Here is a 12,879-nt window from a genome sequence, read left to right as displayed (position 1 = left end):
TGCCCCATGACATTGGATCAGCTCATTGCCCTCGACGCGATTGTGGCTTCCGGAACTTTCCGGGCGGCGGCGGATCGGCTGAACAAGGCGCAATCCGCCGTGAGCCATCAAATCAAGAAACTTGAGGATGAACTGGGGTTCGACCTCTTCTCGCGGGACACTTATCGGCCCAGATTGTCCCCGGAGGGCGAGGTCTTTTATCGCGAGGTGACGCGGGTTCTGGAACAGGTCAACGGTCTGAAGACCGTGGCGGCGGGGCTGCGCAGCGAGCAGGAGCCTCTGGTCTCGATTGTGATCACTGCAACGATGTCGCTTGATCCGATCCTGACCCTTTTGGGGGAGGTGGGGCGCGCCTTTCCTGCCACACATATCAAGCTGGTAACCGAGATGATGGGTGGCCCGCTGGCGCGTCTCATGAGTGGTGAGGCCGATCTGATTATTGCCGGGCTGGACGACGTGCCAATCGATGAGGTCGAAACGCGACCGGTTGGAACCATCACCATCCGTCCCGTGGCCAGTCCGGCGTTTCCCGCAGCAGACCCTGCGCGCGTCAAATCGCGCCGCGAGATGCAAAGCTACACGCAGGTTGTCGTCTCGGGGACGGGGGGCAAGGAGTATGACCAAAGCCGCGATCTGCTTTCGGGGGGGCAGCGCTGGACGGTTTCGGATTTCCAAGCCAAGATCTCGATCATCAAGGCGGGCCTTGGATGGGGCGGAATACCAGAGCATCTGATCCGCGATGAACTCAAGACGGGCGCGTTGGTGCCCCTCGCGATCGAGGGCTATCCCCCGCGCCACACGGAGATCTTCGCCATCAGGCGCCGGGACCGCCCCATGGGTAAAGTCATGTCGCGGATCTGGGACGATCTTGGACGCGGGGGTATCCAAGACGGCTAAACCCGCGCGGCACGGGAGATTGTGGTAGAACTGGATCATTCCTGTGCGCCGCGAGCGACCTTACTGCAACGCAACGGCACGCGGGCGATCAGCCTGCTCGAGCGTTTTGGCCCTCCTTCCCGCGCAGGGCAGTTTTGCACCTGTAAGGGTCGGATGCGCATTCAGTTGATCCAAAAATCAGATCATGAGTGTGAAAACTCGATGTTATCTTCAGGCGGTCTCCCTCGTTAGATCGGGAGAGACGCCAATACGGAGCATCTCATGACACTCAACTCCAAATGCCTGGATCAAGGCCGCGCCAGCGCAGATCCAAAAGCCCGCCTCAAGGACTCTGTCGTTTCGCCACCCCTGTCAGATCAGCGAGGTGTCGCAGGATGAGCAACTCCCCTGATGCCGAAGTCCAAGACCTCATGACGCGCTATTTTGAAGGGCTTTACCACTCCGACAGTGACGTCTTGCGCACTGTTTTCCACCCTGATCTTGCCTATGTGAACGCAACTGAGGGCACCTACGAGCACATGGGGCTCGAAGCCTATATGGCGCGGATCGATGCGCGCACGCCGCCTGCCTCCCGTGGTGACGCCCGAGAGGAGGTGATCGAACGGATCACCTTCAAAGGCGCGCGCATCGGCATCATCGAGGCGCGGATGACGATGATGGGCCGCAATTACCAGGATTTGCTGACGATCATCCACAGCGATCAAGGCTGGCGCGTCCTCACCAAAGTCTTCTCATTTGTGGAAAGAAGGGATTGAGACAATGCCCTATGTGAATATCAAGGTGACCCAAGAGGGCGGCCCCAATGGGACCGGGCCCTCGACCGAGGAAAAGCAAAAACTGGTTGCGGGCGTGACGGATCTTCTTGCTAGTGTTCTTGGCAAGAACCCGGCCACTACGTTTGTTGTCATCGACGAGGTGCCGCTTGAAAACTGGGGATTGGAGGGTCGGCAGGTCAGTACCATTCGCGCTGAACAGGGCTGACCTTTTCGCCACCAAACTGATCTCCACATGTGTCGGCGCCCTTCTTGCGCGCCGGCCAGAAGGGCAGGCCGCATGTCAAAGTTACGTCGGATCATATCAAGGCTGCAGCCGATGGGGCGCGCGACGCTTGCGGGTTGTGCCTGGATGTCGCTTGCTGTCTTGATTTGGGCAAGTTGGCTGGTGCTGACCTCATCGGGTCGCACGACCGCGCTATCGGTGGTGGATCTTGCGGCCTTTCGCGCGGTGATCCCTGCGGTGCTTTTGGCTCCATTGCTTTGGCGCAGCCGGGATCAGATTGTGCAATTGGGCGTGAAACGCGGTTTGATCCTATCGGCTTACGGGGCGCCTTTTACGCTTCTGGTTGGCCATGGCCTGGGCTATGCGCCCGTCACCCATGCAGGGGCGATGGTTCCCGGCCTCATGCCGGTTTTTGCCGCGGTCCTGGCCTATGTGTTTTTGGGACAGCGTCTTCGCAAACGAACGGCCCTTGCCCTGATGCTTGTTCTTGCCGGGGCAACCACGATCCTCATTGGGGCAGGGCGGCCGCTGCCGGCGCAGGGCATGGGGACCGGGCATTTGCTCTTTTTGTTGGGAGCGCTTTGTTGGGCGTGCTTCACCGTGACGCTCCGCGCCTATGAGATCCCCGCTGTCCTCGCGACGGCCATCGTAGGCGCGGTGTCAGCGGTCTGGCTGTTGCCGCTCTGGATCGCTTTGGATCTCTCCAATATTGGTGCGGCGCATTGGGTCGACATTGCCTTTCAGGCTGTTTTTCAGGGCACTATCTCGGGATTGATTTCCATGTATGCCTTCAGCCGCGCGCTCCGGCTAATTGGTGGGCGGGCCTCTGTTCTGTCGGCCCTCACCCCCGGTGTTGCGACCCTATTAGCGATCCCGGTGCTGGGCCAGGTTCCACAGCCCTCGGACCTCCTCGCGCTGGTGTTGGTGGTGGCGGGGCTTGTCATCTGGAATTTGGGACCAAAGACCACCTGATACAGGTCGGAGCCCTCGACGGGATCACGCGCGCCGAAGGCCACAGCAGCAAATGCGCTCGGGTCGTGCCTGCCGCCAGTTCTTCGATGAAGGCGTTCTCACGACTAGGAACAACTCACCCAAACACGCGGGAGCTGGCCCTGAGGGAAAATGCCTCAGGGGGTCCGGGGCATCTTGTGCAGCACAAGTTCGGCCTGTGCAGGAAAGTCGCGCGTGAGGACCGGGTAGGCCGATGTCGTGCGAAACAAGACGGTGTCGCCCGACAGGATACGCGCCGAGATCGTATAGCTCATCCGCGCATCAATGATGTCTGCATCATAGTGCAGCGTGACCGAGAGCGGCACGCGATCCATCTTGAAACGCTGCGAAGAAAGCCGGATCGAGGGCGCATCGGCTCGTGATACATCCAGTAGCTCAACCTCCAGAATGGCATCCGGCGGCAGCGCGATACGCTCTCTGTAGCCTGCGGTGATCTCAATTTCCGCGCTATCGGCCATGATCTTGCCCGGTGCAAATACCAGGAAAATCGACGCCAGCACGGCGAGCAATATGTGTTTCATGTGGCTGTTCCATTTCTTCTGCATGCAATATCTGTGGGCTGCGTTGAAACCCGTCAATCTGTGGGCCTCAGGGGCTGTGGCGCAGCCGGTTTGCCGAACGTGAGAGGGTCTGGGCTCTGACACGGTGGTCGGCGAAATCTCCTCATTCAAAAAACCAGACTGATAGTTTTGTGTGCCAAGAGCTCTTTGGGCGAAGCGCGCCCGTGACAGGGTCAACGTTATCAAATACACTTTATGCGGTCTCTGATCTGCATCAAAGCCATCCATCGGTGAAAAAACCGTGCTGTCATTAGCTGCTCAAGCGAGCGCGGAAGTTGATTTGATAGCCCATAAATAGAGCCATATTGTGCGAGCCGAGTCTAGCATCACGCGGTGTTCCGTCTCAAGCTCAGGGAGAAAGTTCGACATGATACGACGTCTGCTGCATCTGTTCATTTGTCTCCTTGTGGTTGTTTTTCTCCTTGGGCCGCGCACGCCAGCCAGTGCCGAGACGCCAGTCGGCTTCAATATTGATCACCGGGTCATAGTGGCCATTGACGCTCCTGCCGCGGGTGTTCAGCACCTTTTGCCCAAAGGGTGGGTTTCGATGCCGTTTCCCGCTGGGCCGGTGACAGGCGCCAATATTCTGTTCGTTTTTGCGGACTCCAAACTGCAATTGGACGGCGAAGGCCAACCGCTCAGCCCTGCGACGCGTCATGCGATCGTTTTGGTCGGCATGGCCAGAAAAGTTGAAGGCGATGAGGTTCGCCTTTTTGTCTTGCGCATCTATTCGACCACGCCAGAGGTCGATCCTTATGGCGTCAGTGTCGCGGCCGAGATGTCGCGTCAAACGCAGCTCATCGGGGCAGAAAATGGCGCGCGCACCAGTATTTATACGTGGAAGATGCATGTGGCCGAGGCGCAGTCGCTCGACTTTCGTCTGGGATACACGGTAGGCACTCCGATGTGGGGGCCCGACGAGGTGTTTCCGCATTCAGCAACCACGCCCGAGTTTTCGCGCATCTATCGGATCGAGCAGATGGTTGATCTGGTGAAAAGCGTGCCACTGGAAATGGATCGTGTAAGCGAGATGACCCTGACCAGCAGCGTGCCAGCCCTTGCGGGCATTCTCGATGGTTCAGAAGAGATCGTGGCCGTGATGGATGTGCCGGTTTACCTGCGCCATATCTGGCTCCCGTGACCGCGGATTTGGCAGAGTATCGAGACTTCCAGCTCGTCAGATTTTGAGCCCGGGCCCAATCCTGTGTGTCATGTCCTGCGCTTTGTCGACATCGCTTGTTTTACTGGTCTTTGCGCACAGTACGACAGAACAATTGACCCGTAATCTTAACCCGACAGCAATAAATTCACCGTCATATGTCATATAAAATGCCAGTATTTTTCGGCTTTACGATTGCCCGATGTATTTCTAGTGCCTCGCCGACAGGACGACACACCCAAGCTGCCCAGGTAGGTTATGAATTGTCTTGCGAACTTAGACGTGAACTTGGCTTCCGGCGCTGCTGCTTCGCTATGGGTGGTCTGCTCGATTGTTCTGATCCGGATCGCGAGAAACATTCCTTTTTCAGGTCAGCTCTCCTTTGTGCTGACCCTGGCGGCGATGCTGTGGTGGCTCTTCACTGTTATCTTTGACCTCGCGTCGCAAAGCGAAGCTTGCAAGGTCGCATGGTCATTGGCGGCCTGGCCCGGGATCGTGCTCGTGCCCGTGGCCTGGAGCTTTTTTGTCTTCGACTACACGATGAACAGCTGTCGGACCCGCCGCCCGTTCCGGTTGCTGATCTATATCGGCCTTCCGAGCCTTGTCAGTGCGATTGCCGTGACCAACCACTGGACGCATCTGCTCTATGGACCGGACACCCGCCTTGTGATCGAGGGCGGGGATAGCTTTGTCATTTTTGACCATGGGCCGCTGTTTTTTGCGGTCGCCGCGACACTCTATGTCTTTTTGATGATCGCCTTGGGTCTGCTCGGTTTTGCGTTTCTCAAGGCAAAAAAGATCTTTCGGCCCTTCATGGGCGCCCTGATTATTATTACGGCGGCTCCGGTTGTGGCCAACCTGGCCTATATCGGGTGGGGGGTCACGGTGTTTGGTTTCGACCCGACCCCGTTCACCTTTGCGGTGTCCCTCATCGCACTGAGCTGGCTGCTGGTGAACAATTCGATGATGGATACGGCGGCTCAGGGGCGGACCCTGATGTTCTACGCCACGCAGGATCCTGTGATCCTGGTTGATGCTGGCGGACAGTTTGTCAGTGCCAACCCGGCCGCAAGACAGCTGATTGGCGATCGCATTCCAGATTATGGCGAACCCATAGAGCAACTGCCCGAAGTCGGGCCGCTGGTCAAGGATCTCGTCAAAGCGGGTGGCCTCGGCAAACCCGGGCCGATCAGGCTGGCCGGACGCGCCTTTGACCCGCGAGCAGTTCCGATCGACAGCCCGATCCAAGCCCAGATCCCCCTTCTGGGCTGGTGCATTTCTCTGGTCGACATCACCGAAAGAGAACGCGCCGCCGAGGCTCTGCGCGAAGCCCTGTCACTGGCGGAGGCCGCAAACCGTGCAAAAACTCAATTCCTCGCCAATGTGAGCCATGAAATCCGCACACCGCTGAATGGTGTGCTGGGCATGGCGTCTGTTCTGGGGGAAACCAAGCTCGATGAAGAGCAGCAGGAGTTTTTGCAGGTTATCGAGGACTCCGGGCAGGTGTTGCTGACAACGATTGGCGATGTCCTTGATCTTTCAAAAGTCGAAGCGGGCAAGATGACGCTCGAGACCAAACCGTTCACACTGCGCAATGCGCTTGAGGGGGCGCGTGCATTGTTTTCCGCCCGCGCCAAGGAAAAGGGCATCGGTCTGCATCTCGAGATGCATGATGATCTGCCACGGGTCATCTTGGGAGATGATCACCGGTTTCGTCAGGTTGTTCACAACCTCGTATCGAATGCGATCAAGTTTACCGAAACGGGCGCTGTCACCATTTCTGCCGCACCGGCGGAAAATGGGTCGATCCTTCTGGTTCGCGTCAGCGACACAGGGCCGGGGATACCCGCCGAGGCGCGGGATATGATCTTTCAGCCCTTCCAGCAGGTCGAAGGCGGTGATGCGCGCAAATTCGGGGGGACCGGCCTTGGGCTTTCGATCTCTCGCCAGCTTTGCCACCTGATGGGAGGCAGCCTGCAAGTGGCTGATGATGAACCGCAGGGCGCGACGTTTGAAATCAGACTGCCGCTCCTTCCCGCCAATGAGGCGCAAGAGCTCCTCTCGCAGCCCGCATCAGGCGCGGTGTCGGTGCCTCATGGCCCGGCGCTCGATGTGCTTGTGGTCGACGACAACCGTACCAACAGGCTGATCCTCGAAAAGTTCCTCTCCTCCACACCTTACCGCGTCAAATCCGTCTCCAATGGGCAAGAGGCCATTGGCCTTGTGCATTCGTTTTCCTTCGATGTCATCTTGATGGACATTCAGATGCCGCGAATGGATGGCGTGGAGACCACGCAGAAAATCCGTTCCATTGAACAGGCGAAGGGTCGCGAGCCCAGCTTTATTGTCGCAGTGACTGGCAATGCGATGCCCGAGCAATTGAGCCACTACCTTTCGGTGGGCATGGATGATGTGCTGGCAAAACCTGTCTCAAAAACGCTTCTACTCTCACTGATCCGCGAGATCCGGCGAGAGGTTGCCTAGGGCGATCGCCAAAGCACGACTTGCGCGAGCAGCGGCTTCCCCGACGGGGTATTTTTGTTGACCTCTTCACCCGATAGCCGAAAACAGACACGCGATGGGGAGAGTCGCACTCTTATGCCAAGGTCATGGCTGCACGACGGCAAGACAGGGCGCCATGCCCAAAATTTGGACAGATGCGCCAAATTACTGTTCCATCTGCATTGGGTCAGATGAATTGCGTGCGACTCTCTTGTGAGCCGTATTTCTGCGATGCAGAAAAAATCCATGCAGACCCGTTTCAGAGTTGTCGTTGTAGTGTTTCCTCCATTCTTCGATCAGGATTTGGGCTTCTCGCAGGCTCTAGAAGATTTCGCCATTTAAGAACGCATCCCTGAACCGGGCGTTGAAGCTTTCACAGTAATCTTTCTCTCAGGGTGAGCCGGGTTCGATGTAAGCCGTCTTTGCAACGACGGCTTTGATCCAGTCCTGCACGGCCTGCGCAACGAAGCGAGCCATTAAGGGCGCCATTGGTTCGAGCCCAGTTGCGAGCGGGCCATTGTCAGACCGAATAATCGAAGGCACGCCGCGCGGGATGAACAGGTCGCTCAGCGCATCGATGACGTTGCCAGAGTCCAGCTTGCGATCCACGCGGATTGCCAAACATTCTCGGCCGTATTCGTCGATGATGATGAGCGTGCGGAACGCCCTCCGTCATCAGTCCGGCAAAGCAAGAAGTCGTGAGACCAAACATGATCACGGTGTTTCGGCCGTAGCCGAACGCACGATCAGTCATTCAGCCAGAGCCGCCCCTTCTTTGGTCATTCATGGGCACTTTCAGCCCCTCTCGTCGCCACAGCCTTTCGACGCGCTTGTCATTCACTTGCCAGCCCGCATCTCTCAGTAGCGCTGCGGTCCGACGATAGCCATAGCGGCCATATTGCCGGGTCAGCTCTATCATGCCGGCCACCAATCGTTCTTCTTCCAGGCGACCAACTGACACCCTACGCTGCGTGGATCGGTGTTGTCTCAGAACGCGGCACGCATGGCGTTCCGAGACATTCAACTCACCACAAACGCGATCAATGCAAACACGGCGACGAGCGGGGCTCAAGGTCTCTGCCCGTTTGGGCGCTTGCAAGATCTACAGGATCGTTCATCACTGCGTGAACCGCTTCAAATTCCTTTCGCGGCTTACACCAAGATCAGCTTGTCCAGCGTCAGATCAAAAACAGCTTTGCGAAGCCGCTCATTCTCGTTCTGAAACCGCTTCAGTTCCCTCAATTTCTCAGTGCCGTTTCCGCCGTACTTGTTTGGCGGTAATACCGTCCACTGGACGCTTTTCTTTATCCACCTGCATTCCAGCGGTAATGGGTCTGTTCAGTCCCGCCAATCTGCCAGGTCGCATCCAGAGCCGCATTCCTTGCGCAGTCAGTTTCTCAATCTTCCGCAACTTCGTGACTATCTCATCTGGCCTTGGTTGCTTGTTGGCCATGCGTTTCCTCCGTTTTACTAAACATAGCGGAGGACCACTTCAGTGGGGGACGACCAGTTTGGGTACAGCAAAGGGATCGCATGGATCGTCTACGCCAGCGGTAGTCCATCCTGTTCGCCCCAAAGTAGCACCAGATCGACACGCGCTTCAGGATGTGCCGCCAAGCGGCAGCCCCGCCAGATGGGCGACCAGCTCAAGCCCGTTGCGCGCGCCGAACTTGTCCATCAGCCGGGCGCGATGCACCTCGACCGTGCGGGGGCTGATCTCGAGGCCACGGGCAATCTCCTTTGAAGTCAGCCCTTCGGCCAACATCTTGGCCACCTGCCGTTCGCGGCGTGTCATTTCCGTGACCGGGCGCTTCTCCGAGATATCGGCAAAGCTCCAGACCGATTGAGCAAAGGGATCTTGTGGGGCGAGCGATTGCCCGCGCACGCGGCACCAAAACAGGCTCTCATCCTTGCGGCGCATGATGCGTTCATCGGCATAGCGTCCAAGGCCGCGCATCTTTTCGACCCCGATCTGGCCAATGCGCTGAAACTCGTCGGAGGAGGGGTAAAGCTTGGATAAGGAATGCCCCTCAAGCTCGGCCTTTCGGTAACCAAACATCTCGGAGAACCGCGTGTTGCACAGCTTGATCACCCGGTCCTCGGCATAAATGAGGCCGACCGGTGCGCTTTCAAACGCGAGTGTTGAAAGAGGCTCCATCGCTTGTCACCCGTTAGGTAGTTTCACGGATCGCACGCCCGGACCCGCTGGAGTATTCCTCCACACAGGCAAGGGAGGCAAGTATGGACGCAAGAATAGTTGGCTGGGGGCACACAAAATTCGGGGTGCATAGCGGCACCTCGCTCGAGGCGTTGATCCAACAGGCGGCCGCCGAGGCGATCGCAACTGCCGGTGTTGCGGCTGAGGACGTCGATGCGATCTGGGTTGGTCATTTCAACAACGGCATGGTGCCGGATGCATTTGCAAGTTCGCTCGCTCTGGGGCTGGATGATGCGTTGCGCTTCACGCCCGCAACACGGGTGGAGAACGCCTGTGCGTCGGGTTCGGCTGCGGTCTATGCAGCGCGCAGCGCCATTCGGGCCGGTGAAGCGCGCTGTGTTCTGGTACTGGGCGTCGAGAAGATGACCGAACTGGACACCAAAGGCGTGACCGCGGCGCTGGCCGGGGCCTCCTACGCCGCAGAGGAAGCGGGCGTGAGCTTTCCACAGATATTTGGGCGCATCGCAGATCGGTATTTTGACGCCTTTGGCGACCAGTCCGAGACCCTTGCGCAGATTGCGGTCAAGAACCACCAGAATGCGTTGAACAACCCGCTGGCGCATATGCAGCGCGATGTCAGTTTCGATTTCTGCAACACGGTCAGCGACAAGAACCCGATGATCGCAGCGCCGCTCAGGCTGACGGATTGCTCGCTGATCACCGATGGAGCGGCGGCGCTGGTGATGGTTACTGATGACATGGCGCGGGACTTCGATCACTCGGTGGGGTTTCGGGCAGCGGTGCAGATGAACGATTTTCTGCCCATGTCCCGTCGCGACATGACAGAGCTGACCGCGGCCAGACGCACCTTCGATGCAGCCTACACCCAAGCCGGGATCACGGTCGACGATCTTGATCTTGCCGAGGTGCATGATTGCTTCACGATCGCCGAGTTGATGATCTACGAGGCGATGGGACTGGCCGAGCGAGGCCGTGGCGCGGATCTTGTCGCGAGCGGTGCGACGCTGCGGGGCGGGCGGCTGCCGGTCAACCTGTCGGGCGGATTGAAGGCCAAGGGGCATCCCGTCGGGGCCACCGGCGTATCGATGCATGTTCTGGCCGCGCAGCAGGTCTTGGGGCGGGCCGGAGACCTGCAGGTGGACGGCGCCGAACTGGCCTGTGTCTTCAACATGGGAGGCTCCGGCGTCGCCAATTACTGCTCGATCCTGGAAGCCAAGACATGAACCCGGCAGAGTGGTTGAAGCGCACCGCGACCCGGTATCCCGACCGACCGGCGCTCTACGCCGGAGAAACGCTGAGGGCGACCTATGCGGCCTTTGACAATTCGGCCGCTGCCATCGGTGCTGCCCTCGAGGCGCGCGGGGTGGGGCCGGGTGCGCGTGTTGCGATTTTCATGTCGAACCGGACCGAATATCTCGAGACGCTCTATGGTGTCTGGTATGCGGGCGCGGCGGCGGTTCCGATCAACGCCAAGCTGCACCCAAAAGAGGTAATGTGGATTGTCGCCGACACCGATGCCGCTCTGGTGATTTCGGACGACGCGCTTGGGGTAGGGCTTGCGCCACTTCTTGAGGGACGGCAGATGCTCTCTGTGGATAGCGCGGATTTTGCGACGATGCGAAAAGGCGCACGCATGCCCGCACCTGTGGGCCTCGTGCCGTCGGATGTAGCCTGGCTGTTTTACACCTCGGGCACGACCGGCAAACCAAAGGGCGTCGCCCTCACCTGTGGCAACCTCGCGACGATGACCTTCACCTATTTCGCCGATGTGGATGACGTGCGCGCAGAAGATGCCATTCTTTATGCCGCGCCCATGTCGCATGGGGCCGGGATCTACAATTTCATGCATATCCTGCGCGGCGCGCGTCATCTCGTGCCCGAGAGCGGCGGGTTTGACCCGGCAGAGATCCTGACCTTGGGCAAGAGCATGGGGCCGATCTCGATGTTTGCGGCGCCAACGATGGTGCGTCGCCTCGTTGATGTGGCCAAAGCCAAAGGAGAGACAGGCGCGGGGCTTAGAACTATCGTCTATGCCGGTGGCCCAATGTATGAGGCAGACATTCTCGACGCGGTCGATGTCATGGGCGCGCGCTTCATACAGATCTACGGCCAGGGCGAATGCCCGATGGGGATCACCGTTTTGCCTCGCAGCACCGTGGCCGACCGAGCCCACCCGCGCTGGCGTGAACGCCTGAATTCCGTTGGCACCGCCCAAAGCGCGGTGCAGGTGCGGATCGTGGATCAGGACGGTGCCGAACTTCCACGCGGAGAGATTGGCGAAATCGTGGTGCAGGGGGCAACGGTGATGCCCGGCTACTGGCAGAAGCCAGAGGCCACCGCAAAGGCCATTCGCGAGGGCTGGCTCTGGACCGGGGACATGGGGCGGATGGACGCGGACGGCTATGTCACACTACAGGATCGCTCCAAGGACATGATCATTTCCGGTGGATCCAATATCTACCCGCGCGAGGTCGAAGAGGTGCTACTGAGCCATCCCGATGTGCATGAGGTTGCCGTTGTCGGCGCTGCCGACCCCGAATGGGGCGAGGTGGTGGTCGCTTTTGTGGTCGCGTGCGCGGGCAGGGCGGTGACGTCGGGGGCGCTGGATGCGCTTTGCCTGGATCGTATCGCCCGTTTCAAACGCCCTAAAGCCTATCGCTTTGTCGAGGGCCTGCCCAAGAACAACTACGGCAAGGTTCTCAAGACCGAGCTGCGCGAAGAACTGAAAAAGGACATCGCAACATGACGGATCTTCGGGGAAAAACGGCGCTGGTCACGGGGTCGGTGCAAGGGATCGGGCTGGCCATTGCCGAGGCGTTGGCCGGGGCTGGCGCGCGCATTGCTGTGCATGGCCTCGCGGATGCGGCTCAGGCACAGGCTGCCGTTGATGCCCTGCGCGCTGCCGGTGCGCCTGAGGCGCGCTTTTTTGACGCCGACATGCGCGATGTCGCGGCTATTGAGGCGATGATGGATGATATCAACGCCTGGGGCGGTCTTGACATTCTTGTCAATAATGCTGGCATCCAGAAAACCGCGCGGCTTGCTGACCTCGACACCGAGACGTGGGACGCGATCATCGGAGTGAACCTTTCGGGTGCGTTTCACACCATGCGGCTTGCTTTGCCGAAGATGGCTGAGAAAGGCTATGGCCGGGTCATCAATATCGCCAGCGTTCACGGCATCGTCGCCTCGGTCGCCAAAGTGCCCTATTGCGCCTCGAAGTTTGGGCTGGTGGGCATGTCGAAAGTGGCTGCGCTGGAATACGCGGCGGCGGGCTCCAAGCGCGAAGGCGGCATCACCGTCAACTGCATCGGGCCTGGCTGGACAGAAACTGCAATCATCAAGCCGCAGGTCGAGGCGCGCGCAGCGCAGTTTGATGGCGACCGCGACAAGGGGATTGCTGATCTGCTGGCGGAAAAACAACCCAGTCGGCGCACCTCTGATCCTTCGGAGATCGGTGCGCTTGCGTTGTGGCTCTGTGCGCCAGTCGCCCACAATGTTACCGGCACGGTGATCCCGGTCGATGGCGGCTGGACGGCGCAATAGGCGCCGCACCCGTCCCCCGCAGATAC

Annotated in this window: 12 protein-coding genes and 1 pseudogene; 9 read left to right on the top strand and 4 right to left on the bottom strand. The window is 59.1% G+C overall.

Translation table 11 applies throughout. From position 1 onward, the window contains the following. Nucleotides 1-6 precede the first annotated feature (6 nt). From TM1040_RS01835 to TM1040_RS01820, 4 genes are all read left to right on the top strand, one after another. Entirely contained in the window at nucleotides 7-897 is an 891-nt protein-coding gene (locus TM1040_RS01835; protein WP_011536900.1) for a LysR family transcriptional regulator, read from the top strand. A 374-nt stretch (nucleotides 898-1,271) separates the two neighbouring features. After that, nucleotides 1,272-1,652 (top strand): nuclear transport factor 2 family protein, encoded by a 381-nt coding sequence (locus TM1040_RS01830; RefSeq protein ID WP_011536899.1) that lies wholly within the window; start codon nucleotides 1,272-1,274, stop codon nucleotides 1,650-1,652. Between the two features lie 4 nt (nucleotides 1,653-1,656). Further along, nucleotides 1,657-1,878, top strand: coding sequence for a tautomerase family protein (locus TM1040_RS01825; protein ID WP_011536898.1), 222 nt, complete (start codon nucleotides 1,657-1,659; stop codon nucleotides 1,876-1,878). Nucleotides 1,879-1,950: 72 nt separating this feature from the next. Continuing rightward, nucleotides 1,951-2,868 (top strand): DMT family transporter, encoded by a 918-nt coding sequence (locus tag TM1040_RS01820; protein ID WP_011536897.1) that lies wholly within the window; start codon nucleotides 1,951-1,953, stop codon nucleotides 2,866-2,868. 155 nt (nucleotides 2,869-3,023) lie between these two features. Here TM1040_RS01820 and TM1040_RS01815 read toward each other — a convergent pair whose 3' ends face one another. Together TM1040_RS01815 and TM1040_RS20180 are read right to left on the bottom strand one after the other, a co-directional pair. Continuing rightward, nucleotides 3,024-3,428 (bottom strand): YbaY family lipoprotein, encoded by a 405-nt coding sequence (locus tag TM1040_RS01815; RefSeq protein WP_049763174.1) that lies wholly within the window; start codon nucleotides 3,426-3,428, stop codon nucleotides 3,024-3,026. A 388-nt stretch (nucleotides 3,429-3,816) separates the two neighbouring features. Beyond that, on the bottom strand, nucleotides 3,817-3,990 hold the full coding sequence (locus TM1040_RS20180; protein ID WP_166485493.1) for a hypothetical protein: 174 nt from the start codon (nucleotides 3,988-3,990) through the stop codon (nucleotides 3,817-3,819). 24 nt (nucleotides 3,991-4,014) lie between these two features. Between TM1040_RS20180 and TM1040_RS01810 the strand changes: the two genes are divergently transcribed. Both TM1040_RS01810 and TM1040_RS19655 read left to right on the top strand, forming a co-directional pair. Beyond that, entirely contained in the window at nucleotides 4,015-4,608 is a 594-nt protein-coding gene (locus tag TM1040_RS01810) for a hypothetical protein (protein ID WP_166485492.1), read from the top strand. 300 nt (nucleotides 4,609-4,908) lie between these two features. Continuing rightward, nucleotides 4,909-7,110: a histidine kinase N-terminal 7TM domain-containing protein gene (locus tag TM1040_RS19655; protein WP_166485491.1), complete on the top strand. Its 2,202-nt coding sequence runs from the start codon at nucleotides 4,909-4,911 to the stop codon at nucleotides 7,108-7,110. Between the two features lie 342 nt (nucleotides 7,111-7,452). On the opposite strand, the pseudogene TM1040_RS19885 reads toward TM1040_RS19655, so the two are convergent. Both TM1040_RS19885 and TM1040_RS01790 read right to left on the bottom strand, forming a co-directional pair. Then, nucleotides 7,453-8,581: pseudogene (locus TM1040_RS19885) on the bottom strand (DDE-type integrase/transposase/recombinase); the annotation flags it as partial. A 147-nt stretch (nucleotides 8,582-8,728) separates the two neighbouring features. Further along, nucleotides 8,729-9,286: a LuxR C-terminal-related transcriptional regulator gene (locus TM1040_RS01790; protein WP_011536890.1), complete on the bottom strand. Its 558-nt coding sequence runs from the start codon at nucleotides 9,284-9,286 to the stop codon at nucleotides 8,729-8,731. A 47-nt stretch (nucleotides 9,287-9,333) separates the two neighbouring features. On the opposite strand from TM1040_RS01790, the gene TM1040_RS01785 reads away from it, so the two are divergent. The 3 genes from TM1040_RS01785 to TM1040_RS01775 are packed head-to-tail and all read left to right on the top strand — an operon-like array spanning nucleotide 9,334 to nucleotide 12,853. Then, a complete protein-coding gene (locus TM1040_RS01785; protein WP_256378195.1) occupies nucleotides 9,334-10,530 on the top strand; it encodes an acetyl-CoA acetyltransferase in 1,197 nt (398 codons plus the stop codon). Then, complete coding sequence (locus TM1040_RS01780; RefSeq protein ID WP_011536888.1) at nucleotides 10,527-12,053, top strand: AMP-binding protein; 1,527 nt, start codon at nucleotides 10,527-10,529, stop codon at nucleotides 12,051-12,053. The genes TM1040_RS01785 and TM1040_RS01780 overlap by 4 nt, the downstream gene beginning before the upstream one ends. Continuing rightward, on the top strand, nucleotides 12,050-12,853 hold the full coding sequence (locus tag TM1040_RS01775; RefSeq protein ID WP_011536887.1) for a 3-hydroxybutyrate dehydrogenase: 804 nt from the start codon (nucleotides 12,050-12,052) through the stop codon (nucleotides 12,851-12,853). Before TM1040_RS01780 ends, TM1040_RS01775 begins: the two co-directional genes overlap by 4 nt. The last annotated feature ends 26 nt before the right edge of the window (nucleotides 12,854-12,879 follow it).

The sequence above is a fragment of the Ruegeria sp. TM1040 genome, from assembly GCF_000014065.1.
Classification (GTDB): Bacteria; Pseudomonadota; Alphaproteobacteria; order Rhodobacterales; family Rhodobacteraceae; genus Epibacterium.
The sequence above is the reverse complement of the archived record's forward strand: the minus strand, read 5'-3'. Positions and strand labels throughout refer to the sequence as shown.